This is a genomic window from Streptomyces glaucescens (assembly GCF_002154375.1).
Classification (GTDB): domain Bacteria; phylum Actinomycetota; class Actinomycetes; order Streptomycetales; family Streptomycetaceae; genus Streptomyces; species Streptomyces glaucescens.
The window spans coordinates 1-22,715 of record NZ_MUND01000458.1 but is presented as its reverse complement, the minus strand read 5'-3'; the positions used below and the strand labels follow the sequence as shown (position 1 = coordinate 22,715).

Annotated in this window: 25 protein-coding genes; 8 read left to right on the top strand and 17 right to left on the bottom strand. The window is 68.5% G+C overall.

Features of this window, described 5'->3' with window-relative positions:
- Positions 1–71: 71 nt before the first annotated feature.
- The 17 genes from CCN42_RS27720 to CCN42_RS27640 form a co-directional block, all read right to left on the bottom strand.
- The gene (locus CCN42_RS27720) at positions 72–536 is read right to left on the bottom strand and encodes a Pycsar system effector family protein (RefSeq protein ID WP_086739684.1); all 465 of its coding nucleotides are present in this window, start codon (positions 534–536) and stop codon (positions 72–74) included.
- A gap of 11 nt (positions 537–547) precedes the next feature.
- The gene (locus tag CCN42_RS46225) at positions 548–781 is read right to left on the bottom strand and encodes an RRQRL motif-containing zinc-binding protein (protein WP_422641194.1); all 234 of its coding nucleotides are present in this window, start codon (positions 779–781) and stop codon (positions 548–550) included.
- Positions 782–1,171: 390 nt separating this feature from the next.
- On the bottom strand, positions 1,172–1,390 hold the full coding sequence (locus CCN42_RS27710) for a hypothetical protein (RefSeq protein ID WP_086739682.1): 219 nt from the start codon (positions 1,388–1,390) through the stop codon (positions 1,172–1,174).
- Positions 1,391–1,574: 184 nt separating this feature from the next.
- Positions 1,575–3,734, bottom strand: a complete 2,160-nt coding sequence (locus tag CCN42_RS27705) for a hypothetical protein (protein WP_086739680.1) — start codon at positions 3,732–3,734, stop codon at positions 1,575–1,577.
- Positions 3,731–4,807: a hypothetical protein gene (locus tag CCN42_RS27700; RefSeq protein ID WP_086739678.1), complete on the bottom strand. Its 1,077-nt coding sequence runs from the start codon at positions 4,805–4,807 to the stop codon at positions 3,731–3,733. The genes CCN42_RS27705 and CCN42_RS27700 overlap by 4 nt, the downstream gene beginning before the upstream one ends.
- 91 nt (positions 4,808–4,898) lie before the next feature.
- Entirely contained in the window at positions 4,899–6,005 is a 1,107-nt protein-coding gene (locus CCN42_RS27695) for a hypothetical protein (protein ID WP_086739677.1), read from the bottom strand.
- Positions 6,006–6,168: 163 nt separating this feature from the next.
- Positions 6,169–6,441: a hypothetical protein gene (locus CCN42_RS27690; RefSeq protein WP_086739675.1), complete on the bottom strand. Its 273-nt coding sequence runs from the start codon at positions 6,439–6,441 to the stop codon at positions 6,169–6,171.
- 3 nt (positions 6,442–6,444) lie between these two features.
- A complete protein-coding gene (locus CCN42_RS27685; protein WP_245877487.1) occupies positions 6,445–7,485 on the bottom strand; it encodes a C40 family peptidase in 1,041 nt (346 codons plus the stop codon).
- 90 nt (positions 7,486–7,575) lie between these two features.
- Positions 7,576–9,204: a P-loop NTPase family protein gene (locus tag CCN42_RS27680; RefSeq protein WP_086739674.1), complete on the bottom strand. Its 1,629-nt coding sequence runs from the start codon at positions 9,202–9,204 to the stop codon at positions 7,576–7,578.
- 258 nt (positions 9,205–9,462) lie between these two features.
- A complete protein-coding gene (locus tag CCN42_RS42740) occupies positions 9,463–10,569 on the bottom strand; it encodes a hypothetical protein (RefSeq protein WP_086739672.1) in 1,107 nt (368 codons plus the stop codon).
- Between the two features lie 23 nt (positions 10,570–10,592).
- Positions 10,593–11,306 (bottom strand): hypothetical protein, encoded by a 714-nt coding sequence (locus CCN42_RS27670; RefSeq protein ID WP_086739670.1) that lies wholly within the window; start codon positions 11,304–11,306, stop codon positions 10,593–10,595.
- A 149-nt stretch (positions 11,307–11,455) separates the two neighbouring features.
- Positions 11,456–12,025: a DUF6197 family protein gene (locus tag CCN42_RS27665; protein WP_086739669.1), complete on the bottom strand. Its 570-nt coding sequence runs from the start codon at positions 12,023–12,025 to the stop codon at positions 11,456–11,458.
- Between the two features lie 137 nt (positions 12,026–12,162).
- Positions 12,163–12,384, bottom strand: coding sequence for a hypothetical protein (locus tag CCN42_RS27660; protein WP_245877486.1), 222 nt, complete (start codon positions 12,382–12,384; stop codon positions 12,163–12,165).
- Between the two features lie 150 nt (positions 12,385–12,534).
- Complete coding sequence (locus tag CCN42_RS43845) at positions 12,535–13,023, bottom strand: hypothetical protein (protein WP_211294812.1); 489 nt, start codon at positions 13,021–13,023, stop codon at positions 12,535–12,537.
- A 147-nt stretch (positions 13,024–13,170) separates the two neighbouring features.
- Complete coding sequence (locus tag CCN42_RS42735) at positions 13,171–13,320, bottom strand: hypothetical protein (protein ID WP_158102136.1); 150 nt, start codon at positions 13,318–13,320, stop codon at positions 13,171–13,173.
- A gap of 45 nt (positions 13,321–13,365) precedes the next feature.
- Positions 13,366–13,647: a hypothetical protein gene (locus CCN42_RS27645; RefSeq protein ID WP_211294811.1), complete on the bottom strand. Its 282-nt coding sequence runs from the start codon at positions 13,645–13,647 to the stop codon at positions 13,366–13,368.
- Between the two features lie 178 nt (positions 13,648–13,825).
- Positions 13,826–14,575 carry a hypothetical protein gene (locus CCN42_RS27640; RefSeq protein WP_143662026.1) on the bottom strand — a complete coding sequence of 250 codons (750 nt, stop codon included), beginning with the start codon at positions 14,573–14,575 and terminating at the stop codon, positions 13,826–13,828.
- 440 nt (positions 14,576–15,015) lie between these two features.
- Between CCN42_RS27640 and CCN42_RS27635 the strand changes: the two genes are divergently transcribed.
- From CCN42_RS27635 to CCN42_RS27595, 8 genes are all read left to right on the top strand, one after another.
- Positions 15,016–15,810: a GntR family transcriptional regulator gene (locus tag CCN42_RS27635; protein ID WP_086739661.1), complete on the top strand. Its 795-nt coding sequence runs from the start codon at positions 15,016–15,018 to the stop codon at positions 15,808–15,810.
- Entirely contained in the window at positions 15,807–16,556 is a 750-nt protein-coding gene (locus CCN42_RS27630; protein WP_086739659.1) for a glycosyltransferase family 2 protein, read from the top strand. The genes CCN42_RS27635 and CCN42_RS27630 overlap by 4 nt, the downstream gene beginning before the upstream one ends.
- Positions 16,557–16,823: 267 nt before the next feature.
- Entirely contained in the window at positions 16,824–17,900 is a 1,077-nt protein-coding gene (locus CCN42_RS27625; protein WP_086739658.1) for a hypothetical protein, read from the top strand.
- A gap of 82 nt (positions 17,901–17,982) precedes the next feature.
- A complete protein-coding gene (locus CCN42_RS27620; protein WP_086739657.1) occupies positions 17,983–19,377 on the top strand; it encodes a DnaB-like helicase C-terminal domain-containing protein in 1,395 nt (464 codons plus the stop codon).
- A 266-nt stretch (positions 19,378–19,643) separates the two neighbouring features.
- Positions 19,644–20,255 carry a TnsA-like heteromeric transposase endonuclease subunit gene (locus CCN42_RS27615; protein ID WP_086739687.1) on the top strand — a complete coding sequence of 204 codons (612 nt, stop codon included), beginning with the start codon at positions 19,644–19,646 and terminating at the stop codon, positions 20,253–20,255.
- Between the two features lie 17 nt (positions 20,256–20,272).
- Positions 20,273–21,709 carry a helix-turn-helix domain-containing protein gene (locus CCN42_RS27610; protein ID WP_245877485.1) on the top strand — a complete coding sequence of 479 codons (1,437 nt, stop codon included), beginning with the start codon at positions 20,273–20,275 and terminating at the stop codon, positions 21,707–21,709.
- A gap of 37 nt (positions 21,710–21,746) precedes the next feature.
- Entirely contained in the window at positions 21,747–22,049 is a 303-nt protein-coding gene (locus CCN42_RS27600; RefSeq protein WP_086739656.1) for a hypothetical protein, read from the top strand.
- A 39-nt stretch (positions 22,050–22,088) separates the two neighbouring features.
- Positions 22,089–22,484: a hypothetical protein gene (locus CCN42_RS27595; RefSeq protein WP_086739655.1), complete on the top strand. Its 396-nt coding sequence runs from the start codon at positions 22,089–22,091 to the stop codon at positions 22,482–22,484.
- The last annotated feature ends 231 nt before the right edge of the window (positions 22,485–22,715 follow it).

The following is a 22,715-nucleotide window of genomic DNA, read 5'->3' as shown; positions in this document are numbered from 1 at the left end:
GCCGGAGTCCACCTCGCCTCACTCATCCTCTGGCTCCGCGAACCCAACCAAGATCCTTTGTCAGACAGGACCTAGAGCGGGGCGCTGATCGCGGCCAGGGCGAGGAACCCGAGTGCCCCGAGGACGCAGTCGACAGCGCGGCGCAGCTGGCGGAACTTGGCGACGGCGATACCGGACAGGACTCGGATGCGGGCGGCTCGGGTGTCGCTGGTCATGCCAGCGCGAATTTCGGTCTCGTCCAGGCGTGCCCAGTAGGGGAAGGACGCGTGGTCGTGGCCGCCGAGGCGGGGACGGACGACCAGGAGCAGCAGCACTGCGGCGGTGCCGAGGGCGGCGACGGCCAGGGCGCCGGCCGCCTTTGTGTGGGTGGGCAGTTCGTGGTTGGCGAGGGTGCTCAGGCCAGCGAGGACGGCGCCGTTGAAGGCCAGCAGTAAGGAGGCCTTGCTGTCGGTGCGGGCGATCTCGGTCTGGACGGTCACCAGGGCGGCTTCCAGGTTCTTGTCCGTGAGGCTTGGAGTGGTCGTCGGTGTGGACATCGCGTCGTCTCCTAGGCGGCGAGGGTGTGGCCGGGCGGGAGGGTGTAGGTGGTGGGGTCGGCGGGCGTGCCGTCGTAGCACTCAAGGCAGGAGCCGAGCGGGCGCAGCGGCAGGACGTGCTGGTAGCGGCGGCGGCAGGCCGGGCAGGTCTGCCTCGCGGCCATGGCGCGGTCCAGCGCCCTCTTCTGCGCGAGGGTCGGGATCCGCTTTGGCCTCGCGAGGTCGACGCGGTACAGCCAGGCCATGCGCGCCGCGCCGCCAGACCAGCTGCGCGACGGGTTCCTGACCTCCAGGACTGAGTCCCATCGCCCGTAACTGGCGGCGGGTCGCGAGCCCTTTGGGCGCCTGCCTGAACCGGAACTGGGGGAAGCTGCCGTCGTCGTACGGGTCGACGTCGACCAGGTCCTCCGACTTGTCGGCCGGGGTGCTCATCGTGGATTCCAGGGGCCGGGGAGCCGGACGGGGCGGTGCGGGTAGCGGGTGCCTGGGCGCTGCGGGCGAGGCCGGCCGATCCGGCGGCGCGGGCGGGGGATAAGCACGGGCGGTACCTCCAGGTGTCGGTGGACAGCACGGCGCCCCGCCGACGTCGTGCTGGTGTCGGAGGGGCGCGGCGCTGTGCGGGTGCGGTCAGGTGGTCAGCCGAGGGCCGTTTCGGTGCGGTGCTGGCCGGGCGTGGACGGCGCGGGAGTGCTGTGGCCCGGGCGGGGGTGCTGTGGCTGCTGGTCGGTGGCGCCGGGGAAGTGGCTGCCGATCATGTAGCCGATCAGCAGTCCGGCAGTGCCGTAGACCTTGTGCCGGTTCGCCTGCCACCAGGTGGGCGGGCTCGGCTCCCGCAGCACGCCTATGACGGCCACGTGTTCTCCAATCGCTGGGGGAAGGGGATGGTCGTGCGTGAGGCCGGACGGCCTGACCGGTCCTCGCGCACCGCGCCGGGGCGGGCGGGCGAGGACCAGGCGGAGCGTCCGGAGGATGACGTGGTGAGACGCTGATGCCCCGCACCATCAGGTACGGGGCATCAGCTACGCGCACAGGGTCGGGTCACAGCAGCCGCACCTGGCGCTGCCTGAGCGGCTTGCCGGTCTCGGTGTCGATGGCTGTCCGGTCCGGGCGGAACTCGATCGTGCGGCGCGGGGCCCGAGAGCCCTCTTCCCACTGGGGGCCTCCCACGGCGACAGTCATCTGGACGGCTTGATGGCGGTCCTTGACCGGCACCTTCACTTCCAGACGGATCGGCATGGGGATCTGTCCCGGCTCTAGTGGAACTGTCTTCTCCTGGGCCGTCTGATCACCGGAGTCGATCCGAACGAGCTTCGGGTGCTCCTCCCAGTCGACCCAGACTGACAGGACAACCGATTGGCCGTCCCTACTCCACTTTGCCCTGGCTTCAGTCTCAACCCCATCGATGTTCAGCTCCGTCGCCGATACTCCCTTGTAGGCGGCGGCTTTCTCCTGGCGCTCCTGGGCCTGCTTGTCGTCTTGCGCGTTCTGCCACACGCCTCCGGCTGCGAGGGCCAGGGCGGCGATCGCGGCGAGGTAGGGCCAGGTGCGTCGGCGCGGCTTCACCGACGGTGCATCATCTGTCAGCGGTTCGGGCGTGGTCAGCTGGGGTCCGCGGTGCCACTGCGGTGATGTGCTGTCGCTCGCTGTCTGCTCGAACCATTCGACGTTCCCCATGCGGGCGACGGTAGCGCGGAGCCGGACCGCCTGGTCCAGGTTCCCGCACAGTTCGGCCACCTTGGCGCGGGTCGACAGCCAGGAGATGGCCTCAATGGAGTTGATGCCGTGGGCGGTGATGTCCTCGCGCTCTCCGAGAGCGGCCAGGTTGGCGGCCTCGTTGCACCGCCCTTCCCGTGCGGCCTCGATGGCGGCGAGGTGGCGGGAGTCTATGACGTTGGGCGGCATCTCCCAGCCCCACTCGCCGTCATCGTCACCGGCAGGATCAGTCTTGGCGAACAGGTCGTCGTCCTGGTCGTCGTCGCTGTCGACGGCGGGAGCCGCGGACTCTGCGGTGTCCTGGTCGACGGCCAGTGCCTGCTGTGCCATGCGGCGCCGGGACGAGGTGTCCGTCAGCTGGGCCTCGTCTGCGCTGATCACCGTCTGAACGATGTCGACGTAGTCGGGCCCGACCTTCCATACCGCCTGTCCCGGGGCCAGGGTCGGGATCTTGGCAATGGCCCAGTCAGGGAAGTTGAGCAGGGCGCCGACGATGGCGGCCTCCTCGGGCCCGAGGCGCCCGACGTGCGCGACCTCGCAATGGCGCGCCAGGTCCTGCGCGGGCCCGTTGCCGAGGTCGGACAGCGTGTGCATCACCACGTCCAGCGACAGCCCGGATTTGCGGGAGTTCTTCAGCAGTCGCTGGATCAGCTCGCTGGTGGCCGGCGACAGCAGGATCTGCCACGCCTCTTCCAGGACCAGGTGGCGGTGAATGGCGGTCGACTGCCGCAGCCACACGTGCTCTGCCCAACACGCCACCGCGGCCATCAGCGACGGAATCGCCGGGCTGTTGCGGTCCAGGCGGGAGAAGTCGAAGGAGATGAGTGGCAGGTCGGTGTCGGGGAGGCTGGCGGTGTCGCCGTCGAACAGGCCGCGCAGGCTGCCTTCGGTGTAGCGGGACAGGGCGATGGCGGCGCCCTCACCCCACTCGGTCAGCTTCGCGGCCGGCCAGCGTCCGTCTTCCGGCTGGACCAAGGCGTCCACCAGGCCGTTGAGCGACGTGGCCTTGGGGTGGCTCAGAGCGTGCTGGAGGGCGTGGGTTGCCTGGTGGGTGAGGGCGCGGGGCTCCGCGGCGGCGATGAGCGAGCGGACAAGCTGCTCGCGGACCTCGCGCGGGAGCATCTCGCTGACGGGGTTCAGGGTGAACGAGCCGGCCTCGATGACCTGGCCCCCGAGGGCGCGGACGAGGGGCGCCCACTCGCCGGCGTTGTCCTCCCCGAAGCTGTCGATCACGACGTACTGGTGGCCGTGCTCGAGGATTTCGCGGCGGGCACGGGCCTTCGCTGTCGTGCTCTTGCCGGAGCCGAGACCGCCCAGGGCGAGCGAGTTCGTGGACGGCAGGACACGGTCGTCGGTCAGGACGGGGGAGAGGTGGAACGGTCGTCCGTCCAGCAGCGACCGGCCGATCGGGATGCCGGGGAAGCGGGTGCTGGAGGCGACGAGCGGCGCGGTGATCGCGGCGTGGCTGGAGGGCAGGCGGATCACAGGATCGCCCCTTTCCGGGTGGAGGCTCCGTGCGGGGTGGTCATCACGTACGCGCGGTGCTGCTGGCCGGGGAGCCAGTCGAGACGGATACGGTGCCGGTCGGCCATGAGGGACGCCTGCCAGCGGGCGTCAGTGACGGCCTCCGGGCTGTCCCCCCACACCGTCAGGTAGGCGTCGATGTCCACGAGCGTGGCGCCCTGGACGAGCGCGCCGTGCGTCGCACTGCTGGCGAGGTCGTGCGCGTCGGCCTTGATCTTGTCGGTGACGAAGGCTTCGCTGGCAGCGCGCTGCCACTTCGCGGACCGGCGGGACTGCCCCGTCGGCAGCGGCCGGTACAGGACGGACAGGGAGCGCTCGTCGGCGCCCTGGCCCAGCAGCAGCTTCGGCATGAGGTCGCCGTCGGTCTCGTCGGGCCAAGCGGTGATCCGCGCGGTCGCCGCGTAGCGGTCGTCGTCCAGGCCGACCCATCCCGGGCCGCGTTCGACCACGGCCGGGGCAGGCTCGGGCTCCACGGGGGTGAGGACACCGAGGCCGGCGAACTCGTGCGCCAGGGTCTCCACGACACGAGCGGGGTGCCCGACCAGTCCCTTCGGCACGTGGACGGAGAGGGTCTGTGTGTGCTCGGTGTACTCGCCGACGGTGGTGTGGTGCGTGACGTGCACCTGAATGCCCGCGGTGCGTGCCTGGTCGCCCGCGAACGCGAGGGCGCGGGAGAACGCTTCGTGCCAGGCGGCACGCAGTTGGGGGTCCTGCATGGTGCCGTGCTCCGGGTACAGCGTCCATGTGGTGGTCGCTCCCGGGCTGGCGGTCATGGCGGCCGGGGCGGTGCGCTCCCGCAGCCGCCGGTAACCGACGGCCGCCCACCGGGCCACGGAGCGCGGGCCCGGCGCAATGTTGAGCAGCGCGGCGGTGGCACCGACCGCGCCCCACGTCCAGATGGGGGGCGGGGTGAGCATCGCCGACATCAGGACGGCGCCCCCAACGCCCATGTTGGCTTTCGTCATCAGGGTCTCGACAGGGCTCAGACCGCGCTGCAGAGCGGGCACGCGGTACCCGGGCGTCAGGGAGTACACGGCATTTCCTCCTCAAGGATGGGACCGGCCCCGGCGCTCACCTCGCCGCCGCAGTGGGGCGGAGCAGGTGAGCGCCGGGGCCGGGTGGGACTTACGGATTGCCCGGCTGACCGGGCGCAGGCTGCGGGGCGGTAGCAGGCGTCCGCGGCTGCGGCGCCGCAGGCCTGCCCGCCGGGGGCTGAGCAGCTGCGCGCGCCTGCTGGCGTGCCTGCCGGATCTGCGCGGTACGGGCCGCATCCCGCGCGGCTTTCTGCGAGGCCGACGCGGTCGTCAGCCGCCCCGGCCGCTCACGCTGCTTGATGCCGTAGGCGGCGAACAGCACGCCCTTGTCCTGCGACATGGCCCGGCGCGGGGTGTCCACCGTGCGCGGCCCGCGCGGTGTCGTCTCCTGCTCGTAGACGTCCGGTGCGCCGGCCCGCACGACCGCCCGCGCGAGCGGGATTTCGGTCCTGCGCTCCACGAGCGCCCGGGCGCCACGGGCCACCCTCGGGCCGAAGTACGGCACACCGTGGAAGATCATCCGCAGCATCAAGGCATCCGCGACCACCAGCACGAGGGCGTCCATCACGAGCGCCCCCTCCGTCATCTTCATGAACGGGCTGAGCAGCAGCAGTGCCATCGGGGCGAACATCAGCCCCAGCAGCCGCTGCGCCCACGCCCAGACCGCCGACGTGTCACCGCCGCGGGCCAGCGACGCCAGTACCAGCGGGGCCATGCACACGAACATCAGGATGCCGAGGTTGCGGGCCATGAACACCAACGCCGCGAAGGCGAGAGCAACTACCAACGCGGCCAGAATCAGCAGGACCGACAACGGATTGTTCGCATCCGCTGCGTCATCCATGTCTTTGGCGATCGTGCCCAAGAGGGTTGATTCGCTACTGCTGAACATGGTGTGGAACGCGGCGCTTACGGCTTCGTTCAGCAGCATGACGGCGCCGGGGATCGACGCCATGCCGACGACGGCGGCGAGCGTCCATCCGGTGCTCGCTCCCATCTGCTTGAGGCGGGGTGCGCCCTGCCATGCGGTCAGGGCGCACACAACGACGACGCAGATGAAGATGACGACGGCCAGGTGCTGGCCCAGCCACAGGAACTGGCTGTAGAGCCAGTTGTCCGCCTTCTCCGGCGCCCAGGTCTCCTTCGGGGCTAGCAGCCCCTCCAGAGTCCTGATGAGGCTTTCGGCGAGGTCTCGCACGCTGGTGACGGCTCCGTCGGTGACGCCCTGGCCCCCGCCAGGGGCGGGCGAGCCGCCCCCGTCGGGCGGCCCGCCACCGGAGTTGTCCCTCGCGCAGTACTCGTATCCCGGCGTCCCTTTGAGGGCGTCACACGGGTCTTCGTCTGCTCGGAACGGCATGTGATCAGCCCTTGGCGTCGGTCACGGTCGAGAACAGGGTGTCGCCGTACAGGGCGAGGACGACGGCGACGAACAGCGTGCCGACGGCCATCGATCCCTTGCGCAGGGCGCTCTGGGGGTCGCTGTTGAGCTGGAACAGCATCCGCAGCGCGATGATGGTGATCACGGCAGCGATGCCCTTGGTGACCAAGCCGCTGCCGGTGAGGCCAATGGTGTCGAAGAAGTCCTTGAATCCCACGGACATGTCGATCGGCTTGGCGAGGGTGAACTTGCGCATGGGTCAGATCTCCTTGTTGGCGTGTGAGGTGGGGCGGCCGACGGCGAAAAGGTCGCGCATCGTGTCCAGCGGGGAATAGCGGACCTGTTCGCCCGGGCGGGGCGCGTCGATCATCCAGCCGCCGCCGACATAAATGCCGACGTGATGAATGCTCGTAGCGCTCGCGCCGTAGAAGACAAGGTCTCCGGGGCGCACATTTCCGGGATTGACGGGCTCCGATGCCGCGTACTGTGCGGCTGCTGTGCGAGGCAGGGTGATACCTGCTTTCGCGTAGGCGTAGAGCGTGAGGCCGGAGCAGTCGAACCCGGTGACAGTGTTTCCGTTCTGGCCGCCGGGGGAGCAGCAAATTCCTGTACTGGGGCCGCTTGCATTGCCGCCGCCCCATGAGTACGGGGAGCCGATCATTCCCTTTGCCGCGCTGATTGCGGTGGCGGCCTGCCCGGTGTCTGCCATTTTGCCGCCCGGATGCTGATTGGCGAGGGCGGTGATGGATCGGACGTAGTTCTGTGTTTCCTTGTACGGGGGAACGCCACCGTACTCGCGGACGGTGCCGCTTCCCGCGTTGTAAGCAGCCAGCATGTTGTTCTGCTTGTTACCGGGGACGCCTTTGACGTCGTCAGCGATGGTGCAGAGGTACTTGGCGGATGACGGGATCGCGTCTTCGGGATCCCAGATGTCACGCTTTCCGTCGCCGTTGCCGTCGATTCCGTGGTTCTCCCACGTGGACGGCATGAACTGTGCGATGCCCTGCGCGCCAGCCGGGCTCTTCGCTTTTGGATTGAAACCCGATTCCTGCGTGAGCAGTGCGGCGAGCAGATTGGGGCTGACCTCGGGGCAGGTGTTTCCTGCCTCCTCGATCAGATTCCTGTATTCGGCGGGTACGGCCATGCTGAGCGCCGCGCTCGCCACCGGGTCGTCGCCGGCGGCCTGGACGAGCGCGGCCACGATGACGGCCGCGGTCGCTCCTACGCCGATGACGGCCGCTGTAGAGCCTTTCAAGGGCTTCCCCTCCCCTCTGATGTTTTCGCTGGTCAGGTCCGTCATGGCGGTCCGTTTGGGGTCCGTCATGGGTCCGTCATGCGGTCCTGGCCATGACGGACCCATGACGGACCCATGACGGACTGCCATGACGGGTCAAGATCCGGACAGCGCGGCTTGCTTGAGGTCGGCGAGCTTGTAGCCACGCCCCTGGTTCGTTGCTTTTGGAGCGACCCCTAGCCGCTCTTTGAGCTCCTTTCCAAGCTCGCCGGGCCTGGTCTCCTCGATTCCAAGCACCGGGCCCAGTTCCGCGCTCCTGATGAACTCAACGCCCCGTTCCTGCATGAGCTCGATTGCCTGTTTGAGTGGCGTTTCTGGTGCCGCCTCGACGCGCTCTTCCCTGCGGGCCGCGACGTCATCAACGACTTGCCAGATGAACTCGTCATCGAAGCGGATGCCTCGGATGAGTTTCGAGGTGACGCCGTCGAAGTAGACGCCCTGACCTTGGATGCTGGCGTCCATCAGTGCGGGGTGGATCGGAGACTCGGTCTTGAAATAGTCCGATCCGAGCGCGACCTCTGCGCTTCCCTTTCCGGAGACATAGAGGCAGATGCGCCTCTTGAACTGGTCACGTACCTCGACCGGAACAGCCCTGTCAGAAGGCCGCTGCGTCATCATGACGACGGTGATTCCGCATTCCAGGCCTTTTCGCACCAGCTCGGACGAGTTCTTCACGAGCCGCGCCCTTTCTTTTCGCGACTCGTTGCTTCCGTCGCTCACGTAGTAGTCGGCTACCTCGTCTGCGATGAAAAGGATTTGCCGGTGGCGCGGCTTGGGTTTGCGTTCCCGCATTGCCGCGTTATCCAGTTCGTACCGCTCCTGCTGCTTCTGGAGCAGTTCACACACCATCGAGTCGAATACGGACGTCTTGCTGGATGCTTCGTAGCGGACCGCCAGCTTTTCGAAGCGGACCAGGGCTCCGGGCTTTCCTTCGATGAGGTAGACATCGAGGTCGGGCCCGTACGCGATGTAGGCGCAGGTGAGCAGGGCGATCGTCAGCGTCGATTTACCGGTCTGGGTCATACCGGCGACGAAGAGCGCGCCCTTTGAGAAATCGTCGATTCCGACGAGTTCACCGGTCATGCTGTGCGCGAAGGGAATGCCCTCGTGCGCGAGGATCATTTCCTTGGTCGGCGGGGCGAACGGTTCGGTGAACGGCGGCTTCGCGAGCACCGTCATGTCGACGTCGCGTTCACTCAGCTCGCCGCGCTCGACCTGCGTCCGCAGCCGGGTCGCACCGAGGGCGCCGGCCACTTCACCGGCCTTGGCGGCCACGTGCTTGTAGGTGCGCCCGACAGGAACCTGGAACTCGTACCGGTTGCCGAGCCCGTGAGGCAGCGGCGTCACCACGGACTCGTCCGCACGAATGAACTGGTCCTTTCCGATGACGCCGCTCGCGACGAGCGCCTGGGTCAGAACCTCGTCCCGGGCAGGCCCCTCAGGAATCAGCGCGTCCTGCGCCAGAGCCGTAGAGGCGTCCCCAGCGGCCTTCATGGCGGGCCGCTCGCCCGCGACCAGGCGCACGATGGCGGCCCTGATCCGCCAGGCGCCGTAGCCAAGGGCGACCAGCGCCCCGGCGGTGAGCAGGACGGTGGCCGGCCATGACAGGCCGAGCTTGTCCTTGATGGCGGCGAGGACACCGAACACGATGGCGAGGACACCGATGCCGCCTGCCGCCTGCCCGGCCATGTCCTCACTGACCTGCGAGTTCTTCTTCTTTCCCACACCCCTCTCCTTCGGTGATCATGGACGGGCGGGCGACCATAGCCGCACACACATTCGATTTCCAGGGAATTCCTTCACCGTGCTCGCCGGGTCTGCTCCCCCGGGTCTGCGAACGCTCGATCCGCTCGCCGGGTCACTCGCCGGGTCTGCACTGGTCGACTGCGCATTTGGCTTCCGGCAGTCGCAGCAAGGGCCAGCCCGCACAGGCGGGCTGGCCCTCACTGGTGGTGCCGGACAAAACGGGGCGGGCACCCTTTGTCAGGCGTCCGCGTCGGCGTCCTCGTCCTCGCTGTCGTCGGCGTCCTCGGACGCCTCCTCGCCGTCCTCGGCCGCGAGGACGGTGCCCCAGACGTGACGCACGCGCTCCTCGCTGCCGACGAACCCGGCGCCGCGGTAGTCGGCGCGGGCCTTGCGGTAGGACAGGGGCGGGTCGTCGGAGTAGCGCAGGTGCCGCAGCACCACGGCCATCTGGTCGTCACTCAGCGGCACGCCCGGTTCGGGGACCGGCACACCCGCGACGGCCGCCAGCTCATCGAGCGTGACGGTGTGCTCGGCCGGGCGTGCCGCCTCGGCGTCCGCACCCGCGCTGACCTGCGTGCCGCTGGTGTCACGGCCGATGGCGGGCGTGCCGGTGGCGTCACGGTCCGGCGCGATGGGCAGGGCGGGCGCGCTCGGCGTCCACTGCCCCAGCTCTGGCAGGACGATCGCCGCGACGGAGGCCGGCAGGGCCTTCTCCTGGACGGTCTGGGCGGTGGCCTCGGCCGTCTCGTGCAGTTCCTCCGTCATCTTCTTCTGTGCCTCCAGCACTGCCTTGCGGTAGGCGGTCTCGGCCTCGGTGACGCGCATCTGGAGGTCCTTGGCCACGTCCAGCAGTTCGATGCGGTGGGCGGCCTCGGCCTCCATCACCTCCAGCTGGTCCGCGACCTGCTGGCGCTTGCTGGCGATCGTCTGACGGGTCTCGGGCGACGTCTTGCGCCCGAGCGACGGGAGGGCGAGCCACCATGCGACCTTGGTCGCGACGATGGCGATCGGGGTGAGGACGACGGCCAGGTCGAAGCCGTCGGTCCGGGACATGATCAGCTCGGCCGTGGGGATGGCCGCGTTGACGAGCGTCAGGGCCAGCCCGGCGCCCCGGACGCGGCGGGCGCGGGCGCGGTTGTTGCCTGCCAGCACCTCCGTGGCCTGGAAGACGACCCACAGAGCGTCCAGAGCACCGACGGTTGGCACCGCCCATGCGCCGAAGCGGGGTTCGAGGATGTCGTAGGAGACGGCCACCGACAGGATGGCCACGCCCAGGGTGATCACTCCCAGGATGGTGAGCACCGTCCCGCGCGGGGACGGCCGCATGCTCATGATCTTGTTCATGTCGCTCCTCTCTCGTGCCGTGATCAGGTGGTGGTGCCGGACAGGCGGCAGACCTTGGCGAGGTGGGCTTCCTGCTCCTGGATGAGGCGGTCGACCTTGCCGGTGAGGCCGTTGTGGAAGTGGCCGCCGAAGCCGTCGCCGACGTGCCAGTCCTTGGCCTCGGGGTAACCGGCCCGCGCAAGGGCCTCGTCGCGGCTCAGGTCGGCGTACAGGTGGTGGTCGTGGACGTGGGCGATGTCCCTCGCCCGCTCGTCGAACGCGACGGCCGCGGCCCGGGTGCGGTCCTGCGCGTCGACCAGGCGGGAGATCGCGACCGGCCACTCCGTCGCGGCCTGCGGGGTGCGCAGGTAGGCGTAGGCCGCCTCCATCGCCTTCGCCTCCCGCTCGTAGGCGCGCCAGCGGTCGGGTGCGTCCCTGACGTTCTTGCGGAGGTCGGCGACGTAGGCGACGTCCTTCCACTGCTGGCGCGCCTGCTCGTACAGGTCGTCCAGGACGCTCCGCGCGACCGTCCGGATGCGGTGCTCGGCCGCGTCCTGCGACTCGGGCACGTAGGCCAGACGCGGGTCGTCGTAGTACGAGTCCGGCTTGGCCGGCTCCTTCTCGCAGCCGGTGAACGGCGCGAACTCGAAGCGCACGCGGCCGTAGGGGGTCGGCTCGATCTTCCGCAGGTACGGCGGCAGGTGCGGGGTGATGCGTTCGAGGACCTGCTGATACGGGACCGTGAAGGTGTCGAGCATGCCATCTCCTTGACGAGGTGCGGGGGTGTGCGGACGCGGTGCTGCGGGACCGCCCGTCGGGGCGGTGCGTTCCTTGCGCGGCAGCCCGGACTCGTCCAGGGGCGCGCGTAACGGGATGGTGTGGGACACAGGGACCTCCTGGAGCGCGGCTAGGCTGCCCGCCCGGTGGTGGTGCGGGGGCCGTAGGTGCGGGCGAAGCGGGCGCCGGCCATCAGCAGGGCGGTGATGTCCGCGTGGGTGCGGTGCTGCCGCTCCGACCAGGGGGTGGCGCGGGCGGAGTCGGAGCCGGTGTGGGCCTGGATCACCCGGTCCAGGACGTAGCCAGCGACGCTGGCGGTGTCCGTGTCTCCGGCCTCGCCCGCCTCGCCGACGTGGCGCAGGGCGGTGGACAGGGTCCGGTGCGGTTCGGTGCCGCTCTCGTCGCGGACGAAGCGCAGCAGCGCCCGGAGCATGTCCTTGACGGTCATGGAGTCGTCGGCGGCGAGGTGCGCGCCGGTCGACCAGTCCTTGCCGTAGTCGTAGACGCGGATCCAGCCGTCCTTGTCGAGCAGGGCGCTGGTGGCCTCCAGGTGGCGGGCCACGGCCTCGCCGGAGGACTGCTCGCCGGACGGGCCGGTCCACAGCGGCTGGTAGGAGTCGGCGGTGATCCTGGCCGCCTCGCGCAGTGTCGCTTCGCTGAACAGCGCGGCGGGGGCGGGGGCGTTCGTCGTCGTGGGCATGCGGGCCTCGATTCAGGGTGGTGGTCCGGGCTGTCCGGCTCCCCTCGCCTCGCCCGTACCGGCCGCCGAGGGGGGCGTGCCGGGACGGGCGTGGGAGGCAGCCGACAGAGGTGGCGATGTCGGCTGAGCGGGATGGCTCAGCGGGTGCGCTTGCTGCGCTGGCGTGCGAGGTAGGCGTCTTGCAGCCGCTCGAACGCCGACCACAGCCGCTCGCCAGCGGGGCAGCGGGCGCGGTCGGTGCAGGCGGGGCAGCCGCTGGTGTGCTCCCGGTGGGCACGGGCGGCTGCCTGGTAGCGCTGGTGCAGGTCGTCAGGCACGAGGTGCCCTTTCGTGGCGTGGGCGAGGCGGGTGTAGGTCATGGACGCGGTGGCCCGCCTCCCAGGCCGCCGCGGCCGCCATCGCGGCAGCCACGAGCAGCACACGGGCCAGCGGGTGGTGGGAGCCGACCGTGGCGGCGGCCCGGGCAGCGCGCTGCTGCGCTGCCCGGGCCGCCTGTTTGAGGTGTGCCGTCACAGCCCGAGAGCACTGCAGGCGCTGCACGTCCAGACGGTCGCCGGGGCGGGCAGTTCGGCGGTGACACTGAACCACTGGCCGCACTGGTCGCACTGCCAGCCGCCGCTGCCCGTCACCACCGGAACGGACACCGACGCAGCGGGGGCGGGTGCTGCGCCGGGCGGGCAGTCGCTGCCGCCTTTGCAGGACCACCGCCCGCACACCGGGCACGCGTCGTCCGCCATCACCGGCCGGTACAGGGTCAGTACCGGCTGCCGCTCGTAGCCGGGCGCCATCTCCTGGAGCGTGCGCCGCGCCCGCCGCTCATCGGGGACACGGGCGTCGCACTCGCGCACCATGCGGTTTACGAGTACGCCGAGCTGGCGCAGCGCGAGGGCCGAGCAGGTACCGGAGTGCCAGGTGCCGCACCGCTCGCACGCGTACTCCGGATCGACTGCGGTCCCTGTCGCACCGGCCGCGGATCGTGTCATGATCGTCGTGGTCAAGGGGGCCTCCATCTGTTCCTTTGACCGGACAGCCCCGGAGCTCTGACCTTCCGGGGCTGTCACCTTGTGACTGGCCGGACGGCCAGCCACGGCCCGTCTCCCACCCCTGACGCTCTGGTGGGGTGGGAGAGGGACCGTGGCAGGCCGTCAGTCCTGGTCGTCGGCGCCGGAGGCGCGGACGTGGCCGTCCATCAGCGCGGATTCCACGGCGGCCGGTCCGGCCATCTCGCCCCGTTCGATGGCGGCATAGACGGCCTGGCCCTCCATGAACATGCGGTCCTCGAAGCTCTCGCCCATGGTCATTTCTCCTTGCGGACTGGCTTGTTGCGGCTGGGAGGTAGGTCAGGCGGCCGGCGCGAGCTGGGCCTGCTTGGCGGGGCGGATGAGGTAGTCGGACACCGTCCAGACGGAGCCGACCGCGAAGGGCTGGCCGTCGGAGCGGAGGGTGTCGCGGACGATGACCGCCCATCGAGCAGCGGTCCGGCGCAGCATCTGTGCGGCGTCCGTCGGATTGGTGATGAGGGCCAGGACCTCGAAGCAGCCGTCCGTGTTGGCGTAGATGGCACCCGGGAGGCGGGGGCCGATCTCGTCCTGGACGCTCGGGCAGGGTGGGATGCTGTGCATGCGGGTCGTCCTCTCCGAAGAAATGACCTGCGACAAGAACCCCCAGGGCTGCATCCCTGGGGGTTCGTCTGAGTGCGTCCTGCGCACTCCGCTTGCAGGTGGCTGTCGTACGAGCAGCCACGGCCGCCCCCACCGGGAGACGAGGTGGGGACGGCCGTGGTCGATCGTCGTGGTGCGGTCAGGCTGCTGACGTGCCCGGGTGCTTCCGCGTGTACTGCTTGCCCAGTTCGGCCTGGCGCCGGTCGTGCGCCTCGGCGTTCTTCGGTGCCAGCGGGACCGGTCGGCTCTCCAGCGGAACGTCGTAGGCGGGCTGCTTCCTGCGCCGCTCGTCGGCCCGGTTCACACCGGAGGCCACCCGGCGCCACTGCTGGGCGCGCGGGATGGTCAGCGCGGCCGCGGCCCGGAGCGCACTCTCATGCTGTTCATGTGCCAGTCGCACCGTGGCGTCGGTGTGCCCCATGCGGATCTCCAGCTCGCGGCCGACGGGGCAGCGGGCCCGCCCGGTCCGGCACACCTTGCATTCACTGCGATGCGTGTTGACTGCGTCACGGGCCCGGGTCCGTGCGGCCAGCAGGCGTGCGCTCGGGCCGGGCATGGAGGCCATGCGGTGCACCTGCGTCGCCGGGGCGGGCAGCGGCTTGTGGTGCTGACGGGCGGACCGGCGGACGGTCGCTGTGCTGTCGGCGGCGAGCAGCTTCTCGCCCCACTCCTCGGGAGTGAGGTCGATGTCGATGCGCTGTGCGCTGCCGTCGCAGCGGCGGCCACCGGCTGGCTTGTCGCCGAAGTAGCGGGGCTTGGTCCTCTCGACAGGGCGGCCGTCGCGGTGCGGCAGGATCATCCCCCGCTTGAGGCGGCGCCAGGTCTCGCAGTCCGGGCAGACCACCAGGCGTGGCTCGCCCTCACGAAGGCTGAGGTGTTCAGGCCGCATCTGGCTGGCCTTCAAAGGTGCACGTCCGTTGTGACGCACGTTCATCTCCCTTGCTGTTGCGTTCTCCGACCGCCACAGCCCCGCCCTGTGGAAGCGGGCGAGCTGCGGTGGGCGGGCAGCGCAACGGCTGCGGGTGGCACACCTGGCTGTGCTCCGAGGGACCGCGTCGTACTCGTCACCCCGGCCGCGCCTGTAAGCGACGGTCAGCCAGACGTATGGAGTTGATGAGCAGCGACCGGCAGCCGTGCTCCCGCTGGAGCCGCCACCGCGTCCTACTGGCAACAAAACCAAGTCGCTTCAACCATCTTGCGTTGGTTGCGTTGCCGGGACGACAGTGCCACAGTTCACGAGGGATGGTCAACAACCAACGCAAGATGGAATGCAATTCCATCTTGCGTTGGTTGTTGCGTGGGAATCAGCCGGGGTGAGAGAGTGCATTCATGCCGAACACGTCGAAGTACGAGCAGCTGGCTGATGAGCTGGCCAGGCGCATCAAGGAGGAGTACGAACCCGGCGACCGATTCCCCACCGTGGTTGAACTGGCCAAGGCGCACCAGGTGGCCCCAAACACGGCATCGCGCGCGGTGCAGGTACTCAAGGAACGCGGCCTGCTCACAGGCAAGTCTGGCGGGACCACCCGCGTCCGGGTGCAACCCATCCAGCAAGTCCGCCGAAATACGCGCTATCAGGCGGAAAAGGACATGGTGCTACAGCCGGAGGACGCCCGCCGCTCGACCGGCGTAGCGGAGCTAGACCAGGGCGTATCCGTGTCGGCCATGCACGAGAACCACGTACAGCTGGACGTGGTGCCAGCCTCCGCCGATGTCGCGGAAGCGCTCGGGCTGGAGCCCGGGACACTGGTCCTGCGCCGCATCGGCACTCGCCGGCACAGGCGGGGTGCCGGGGTAGGCCGGTCCGTCTCGTACATGGCGCACGATCTGGCGAGCCGCAATCCCGACCTTTTCGACACCAGTCGAGAGCCGTGGCCGGGTGGATCCCTCCATCAGCTCCACACTGTGGGAGTGGAAGTAGGACGCATCGAGGACAGGGTCACGGCCTCCATGCCGACCCCTGAGGAGATAGACGAGCAGGACATCCCGCCGGGTGTGCCAGTGATCCGTGTGCGGAAAATCAGCTATTCCGTCACCGGCCCGCCTGTCGAAGTAACCGACATTCCCCTTCCCGCGGATCGCGTGGAGCTGCGCTACGAAACCCCCCTGGAGCCGTGGTCATGACCCGAATTATCAGCGTGGTAACCCCCGTATACGACGGGGGAGCCAAGTACCTAGAGGAGGCGTACGTCTCTGTCCGGGAGGAGCGTGAGCGTCTGCCGGAAGGCTGGGATGTGCAGTGGCTCGTTCAGGAGGACGGCACGACTGGCAGGCCGCTGCGGATCCTCCCGGAGGCGCCTTGGATTTCGACGGGGATGGCGAGCAGGGGCGGGGCCGGGGTCGCGCGCACGATGGCGCTGCCTCGCGCGACGGGTGAGTTGGTCCGCACGCTGGACGCCGATGACGCGCTGACCCCCGGCGCCCTCGCACGGGACATCGCAGCGCTGGAGGAGCACCCTCAGATGGGATGGTGCATCTCCGCTGGCCTGGATCTGCTGCCGGACGGGTCCACAGTCGCCGGACCGTGCGACCCTCCGGAGGGGCCGCTGACCTATGAGGCGCTGCTCGCGGCGTACGACGTGAACGCGTTTCCGGTGCTCGGTACGCACCTCACCGCGCGTACACCGTTGCTGCTGGCAGTTGGGGCCTGGCCGGCGCTCCCCGCGTGGGAGACGATCGCGACCGTTCTGTGCTGCGCCGCCGTCTCGGACGGTTGGATGCTGTCGGCTCCAGGGGGGATCTACCGGAAACATGCCGGTCAGACCACTTCACAGCCTGATTACGCGGAGGTCGCCGATCCCAGCCAGCTGCGGTTCATCGTCCGCGCGCAAGCAGAAGCACTGCGCGCCAGTGGCTGGCGCTGGCCATAGGGAAGGATGGCAGCAGCCAAAACGAAAGAGGTCCCGTCGCCACAACGGGACCTCTTTCACTGAAGTACCGACTCACAGCCGTCCAAAGCATTTGAGTCGTGTCCGGTGAGGTGACCTCGCCGGGGGTGATACCTGTGGGCCTTGCAGCCCTCGCGGTCACCTCTACCCAGAGTATGCGCCAGAGATTGCGCAACGCCACTACTCCGGGTGTTCTGCTTGGTCACATCCGCGGCTCACGGCTCCCCGACCTGGGGAGATGTACCACCCTTGCGTTACCAGCAAGACACTTCGCGTCCGGAGAAGCCGGAGAATGACGGTTCGGCGGATCTTGAGGTCCGTGCAACTTACACCAAAAAGTCGGAGTTCGCTCCGCATGTCACGATCACCGAAGAGACGTTCTTCGGGCACGGCTGGCAGCCGCTCACGATCGCTTTCGCTCAGGCGCTGTGGTTCCTGCCGCCCAACCAGACTTTTGATGTCCCGTTCCTGATGTCCTGGCTGGAGCAGCTCGGCTGGAAGGGCGCGAACGGCAAGCCGATCGGCGCGAACGTCGTGCGCCGGGAGCTGGGACTGCTGCGCGAGGCCGGCTACGTACAGACCCACCGGCTCCGGGGCGAAGGCGGCAAGGTCGTCGGCATCCAGTACGTCGTCTCACAGCGCCGGACCGACCAGCCCGAGTCCGGATCCTGGATTCCCGCCCCTGACGATTACCGCAGGTCAGACCACATGTCACCAATGGCCACACGTGGTCAATCACCACATGTGGCCGATGGGGAAAAGCCCAGGTCAGACCACATGTCACCAATGACCACATGTGGTCAATCACCACATGTGGCCGATGGTGCAAAACCGCAGGTCAAACCACGTGGTACCAATGGGGTTCACCCCCCACACCCCCCGGAGGAGGTAACTACCTCCTCCCCCTACCCCCTCACTGACTCCGCGGGGTCGCTTCCGTCACAGCGGGAGGAGGCGGAGGGTGGCTTCGCCCCGAAGGAGCTTCACGCCGCGGAGTCGTTCTTGCAGCAGCTGCGCCCGCCGCATCACATGGGCGCGGCGTCGGCCCGCAGGTACGCGCCGCTGCTGCTGCGGTCGATGGCTGAGCAGGGCTGGCCGTCGATCTTCGAGGTCGACCGCACGTTGCTCGCGCGGGAGGTCACCCGGGATCCGCAGGGGTTCAAACGGGCGTCGTCGCTGGTGCCGACGAGGATCAGGGATCTTCCGCGCTACGCCATCGTCACCGGCGCCGACCGGGGCCAGGGCTCCACCGCTGAGCGCTGCCCGGTTCACCCGGAGCGCTACCGCAAGGGTTGCGTGCCCTGCGCGATGACCGTGCCTATCTGACCAGACAGCAGTGCGGGCCGCTCCCGTGCAGGGGAGCGGCCCGCGGATCCCCTGAGCACTCACACCGACCAGGAGACCTCCAGTGTCTACCAGCATCCCCGCTCAAAGCCACGACGTCCCCGGTGACGACCTCGACGCACGCGAGGACAAGCAGCCGGCCGGGTTCACCCGCGTGCCGCCGCAGAACCTTGATGCAGAACGTGCGGTCATCGGGTCGCTGCTGCTGTCCGGCACCCGGCAGAGCGCTTCGTACCGGTTCTTCGGCGAGATCCTGGACACGGGCCTTGTCGCCGAGGAGTACTACCGGCCCGCCCACCAGGTGATCCACCGCGCCATCCTGGACGTTCACCAGGCAGGCGAAGCCGTCGACCCGGTCACCGTCGCCAATGCCCTGACCGAACGCGGCGAACTGGCCCGTGTCGGCGGCGCCTCCTACCTGCACGTGTGCATCGAGGCCGCGCCCACCGCAGCCAGCGGGCCGCGCTACGCCGAGATCGTCCGCGCCAAGGCCTATCGGCGTGCGGTCATCGAGTCGGCCAACCGCATCCTTGAGTACGCCTTCAGCGAGGTCGGCGACGAGGGCGAGGTGCGCGCCCTGGTCGAGCAGCAGCTCACCGACATCGTCGCCGGCACTCCGGGCCTGCACGAAGCACCGCCTGCGGTCGGTGACCTCTACCTCGACTTCGTCGCGGAGACCGAAGACATTCAGAACGGGCGGCGGGTCGGCCTGACCTACGGGTTCGCCGACCTCGACACCCTCACCTCCGGCATGCACCCGGGCAACGTGACCGTGGTGGCCGCGCAGTCCGGCGTGGGCAAGTCCACGCTCGCGCTGAACATGGCCGTTGCCGCCGCCAAGACGGGCGCAACGGTGCTGTTCTCCTCGCTGGAGATGAGCAGCACCGAGCTGATGCAGAAGATCGCCGCCGCTGAGGGGAAGATCGCCCTGCACCACCTCACCCACCAGGGCGGCCTCACCCCGGAAGGCTGGGAAATCATCCACGCCCTGGGGCCGAAGCTGTTCCAGAAGCTGCCGCTGCGGGTCTACCGGCCCGACGGCGCATCCCTGGGCGACATCGCCTCCGCCGCCCGGGCCAGTGCCCGCGCCGAAGGCCTCGGCCTCCTGGTCGTGGACTACCTGCAGCTGGTCGAGACCGAGCAGGCCCGCAACATCACCCGCGAGCAGGCCGTCGCCACCGTCTCCCGCGGCCTGAAAAACCTATCCGTCCAGCTCGGCTGCCACGTCATCGCCCTCTCCCAGCTCAACGACGACGGCCTCATGCGCGAATCACGGGCCATCAAGAACGACGCATCGGTGGTGATCAAGGTCGAGCGGCCCGACGCGGACGACAAGGAGGCCCTGCGCGCCGGTGAGGTTGACCTGATCATCGAGAAGAACCGCTTCGGGCCCACCGCCTGCGTAACCGTCGCCAGCCAGTTGCACTACTCCCGGTTCGTCGACATGGCCCGCACCTGACCCACCCCCCTGTAGGGCCTGGTTTTCCGTGTCGGAATCTCACAGCCGATGTCGGACGGATGTCGGATACGACACCACCGTGAGACTGGCTAGAGCGCGGACCGTGTTTCGCTCAAACGTGTGAGTGCCTCCGGCTTCCTGGAGCAAGCGCGGCTGTCTGTTCCAGGCTGTCATCCACTGCTTGATCGCATCAAGGCCTGCTGCAGGGGCGGGGGTGGCTGGTGTCAGTTGAGTCGGCCGTGGTGAGTTTCCGTACGCCGGACCAGGTGGTCGAAGACGAACCGTGGGAGAGCACCGGTAGTGCCACGTTGGCGGCGGTGACTCCGTGGAGAACCTTCCGTTGGTACAAGGGCCAGAAGCACTACTCGGGTACGTACTGGTCCTCCACCATGCGCGACCATGTGATCTACGAGTCGCGTCTTGAACTGGCCCGGCTGCTGTTCGATGACTTCGCCCCGTCTGTTCGCCGCATCCAGGCGCAGCCGTTCCTGCTCAAAGCCGACGTCGAGGGGAAGATTCGCCGGCACATCCCTGACTACTTGCTGATCACCGGAGACGGTCCGGTCGTTGTGGACGTCAAGCCGATGCATCGGGTGACCAAGCGGGAGGTGGCGTTCACCTTCGCCTGGACCCGTCGGGTGGTGGAAGCGCGCGGATGGCAGTACGTCGTCTGGAGTGAGCCGCCTCCAGCGGAACTGGAGAACGTACGGTTCCTTGCTGGGTATCGCCGCGACTGGCTTTTCGAGGGTGAACGGCATCCGGAGCGAGAACGGGAGGAGCTCCGTTCCGCGGCCCTGCATCTTCTTTGGGCCGGAGAGGTGGTCACCGACCTGAGCACACCGATCAGCAGCCGCCATGTCCTGAAGGTCCCGCAGTGAGCCGGGCCGGAGCCCGCGTGGGGGTCGGCACCCGGTTCCGCTATGACGGTGAGACCGTCGAGGTGATCGAGCTGGCGATCACCTCGAACGGCAATGAGGCAGTGCTCAAGGACGGCCGAGGCAAGTTGATTCGGCTGGGCGTGAAGGAGCTGCTGCTGTCTGACCGGGCTCGCGTGATCCCGGAGGGACCCGGGCCGTCCGGTGACGATGACGAAGACATCGCTGGTGTGGTGCTGAGCCAGCTGCCGGAGACCGACCAAGACGGAGTACGAGAGCGGGCAGCCCACATCCGTGAGGTCCTCACGGGCTACCGGTCCGGAACGCCCGAGCTGGCGGCGGACGGGGAGCCGAGGCCGGATTACCTGGCTGACGTCTCGCTTGGTGACCGTTACGCGAGCAAGGCGGCTGAAATCGGCGTCACCGTTCGCACCATCGAGCGGTGGGTGCGGGACTACCGCCGCGGCGGCGAGGCGGGTCTGGCGGCCGCCGGACGGCCGGCACGGGGGCGGGCCACCAAGGTGGACGACCGGTGGGTGGAGACGGCCAGGGAGGTAATGGTCGAACACACAGGAGAGTCGAAGCCGTCCCGCACCATGGTGATCGAACGGACCCGGGCCCGTGTGATCGCGCGGTTCGGTCCGGACGCCGTGCCGCAGCCCAGTCGGGCCACGGCCTTCCGGCTCCTCGAGGAACTGGAGGACCAACACCCGCTGTTCCGGCTGAGTACGAAGCGGAACCGGGACATCGCCGACCGGCCGGACGGGCCCTACGGCAGGCTGCGGCCGACCAGGCCGGGCGAGTACTTACTGATGGACTCCACCAGGCTGGACGTGTTTGCCTTCGACCCGTTCACGCTGCGGTGGGTGCAGGCCGAGCTGAGCGTCGGCATGGATCGGTACACCCGCTGCATCACTGGGATCCGCCTCACCCCGGTGTCGACGAAGGCGGTGGACGTTGCTGCGGTGCTCTACCAGTCGTTCCGCCCACCGCCAGCGGTGCGAGACTGGCCGCGCTACGCGGTCTGGCCTGAGCACGCTCGGGAGAGAGGCATGAGCCGCGCAAACATGGAGCGATGGGCACACAGGCACCACATCCCGATCAGGACCCGCGGTGGAGCGAGCCACAACTCCGCCCTTCGCTTGGCTGAACAAGCAGCTCGAACGCCGGCGATCCTGCGCAAGGCTCTCACCAGCCCCTACGCATGGCAGCGACTGGAACGCTTCGCAGCAGCAGTTCGCTACCCCACGCTCCACGAAGCCGCACGAGCCCGCGGCGTCACTCCTGCGGCACTCATCAAGCAGATCCAGCGGCTTGAGAAAGACCTCGGACAGCAACTACTTGAGCGTGCTGAGCGCGGACACCCCATGAAACTGACGCCGTTCGGCCATAAGGTCGCCACAGCCACCCGGGAAACCCTTGCGGAGAACATGGCACGACCAGGGGTGACCTCCTGAAACCCGAAGCCCTCATCATGGATCAGTGACCACATGGATGCGCTGCCACTGGGACGAGGAAGACATCTGGTTCTACTTCGAGGTCGACGGCGAAGGCTGGGTGACCCGCCAGGTCGAACTCCAAGGGCCAGAGCTGATACCGATCGCAGCCGCCTCCCTCGACGAATGGCAGCAGGCCCATGACGCTGGCCGCCTCGATGAGTACGACAGCAGGTTCGGGATCACAGCCGAGCTGCCCATCTCGGAATGGGAAGGCCACAACCCCGAACAACTCACCGCCGAGGAGTTCGAGGAAGTCTGGGGTCCGGCCCGTCGGCAGATCGCATCCCAACCCAGCTGACCTCTCAGCCCCGCAGCAGCTTCTTGGCATCATCTCGGCATGACCCCGACGCTTCCCCACACTGTCCGAGCCGTCGACACCGCTCAGCTCCTGGACCTGGCCCAAGAGGCCGCCATGCACGGCTTCAGCCAGCGCCTACCGGTCGACTGGCTCCAAGAGCACCTCGCTCCAGAGGCGACGCACTACCTGTTTCCCACGCTCGTGCAGCGGCTCACGCACCGTCCCGAGATGCCGCTGCAGTGGAGGTGCCAGCAACTGCTGACCGTCAGCACCGGCGAACAGATCTGGGGTCTCCTCGACGTCCTTCCCGATACCTTCGACAAGATCCCGGAGACCTTGGACACGGCGTCCAAGAAGGAAATCGTCAGCCGCATCGAACGAGCAGTGAAGGTGCGTGAGTGGGTGGAACGAATGGCTGCCGATGCAGGTTCGTGACGCCCTGGCCAGCGCTATCGGCGTGCTCCTGAAAGTGCACCATGTAATACAGAGCGCCGGGTGAGATGGGGCCGGGCTGTCAGGCTGCGCTCGTGGCCCTCGACGATGCCTGGACGCTGGTTGGGCCGAAACCACCCCCGAGCAGACCAGGGAGGCTGCCGTTTTCCGGTGCTGGCGGCCTCGGGACCGGCCCCATCCTGCTGCACTCTAAGACGTCATTTCACTTGGCCA

What these genes read in the sequence shown, in the direction of transcription:
- CCN42_RS27690 (WP_086739675.1), bottom strand. Translation starts at nt 6,441, where the DNA reads ATGCGCAAGTTCACCCTCGCCAAGCCGATCGACATGTCCGTGGGATTC.
- CCN42_RS42735 (WP_158102136.1), bottom strand. Translation starts at nt 13,320, where the DNA reads ATGGGCGAGAGCTTCGAGGACCGCATGTTCATGGAGGGCCAGGCCGTC.
- CCN42_RS46225 (WP_422641194.1), bottom strand. Translation starts at nt 781, where the DNA reads ATGGCCTGGCTGTACCGCGTCGACCTCGCGAGGCCAAAGCGGATCCCG.
- CCN42_RS27600 (WP_086739656.1), top strand. Translation starts at nt 21,747, where the DNA reads ATGCGCTGCCACTGGGACGAGGAAGACATCTGGTTCTACTTCGAGGTC.
- CCN42_RS42740 (WP_086739672.1), bottom strand. Translation starts at nt 10,569, where the DNA reads ATGAACAAGATCATGAGCATGCGGCCGTCCCCGCGCGGGACGGTGCTC.
- CCN42_RS27635 (WP_086739661.1), top strand. Translation starts at nt 15,016, where the DNA reads ATGCCGAACACGTCGAAGTACGAGCAGCTGGCTGATGAGCTGGCCAGG.
- CCN42_RS27665 (WP_086739669.1), bottom strand. Translation starts at nt 12,025, where the DNA reads ATGCCCACGACGACGAACGCCCCCGCCCCCGCCGCGCTGTTCAGCGAA.
- CCN42_RS27660 (WP_245877486.1), bottom strand. Translation starts at nt 12,384, where the DNA reads ATGACCTACACCCGCCTCGCCCACGCCACGAAAGGGCACCTCGTGCCT.
- CCN42_RS27645 (WP_211294811.1), bottom strand. Translation starts at nt 13,647, where the DNA reads ATGCACAGCATCCCACCCTGCCCGAGCGTCCAGGACGAGATCGGCCCC.
- CCN42_RS27640 (WP_143662026.1), bottom strand. Translation starts at nt 14,575, where the DNA reads ATGCGGCCTGAACACCTCAGCCTTCGTGAGGGCGAGCCACGCCTGGTG.
- CCN42_RS27595 (WP_086739655.1), top strand. Translation starts at nt 22,089, where the DNA reads ATGACCCCGACGCTTCCCCACACTGTCCGAGCCGTCGACACCGCTCAG.
- CCN42_RS27670 (WP_086739670.1), bottom strand. Translation starts at nt 11,306, where the DNA reads ATGCTCGACACCTTCACGGTCCCGTATCAGCAGGTCCTCGAACGCATC.
- CCN42_RS27630 (WP_086739659.1), top strand. Translation starts at nt 15,807, where the DNA reads ATGACCCGAATTATCAGCGTGGTAACCCCCGTATACGACGGGGGAGCC.
- CCN42_RS27720 (WP_086739684.1), bottom strand. Translation starts at nt 536, where the DNA reads ATGTCCACACCGACGACCACTCCAAGCCTCACGGACAAGAACCTGGAA.
- CCN42_RS27685 (WP_245877487.1), bottom strand. Translation starts at nt 7,485, where the DNA reads ATGACGGACCTGACCAGCGAAAACATCAGAGGGGAGGGGAAGCCCTTG.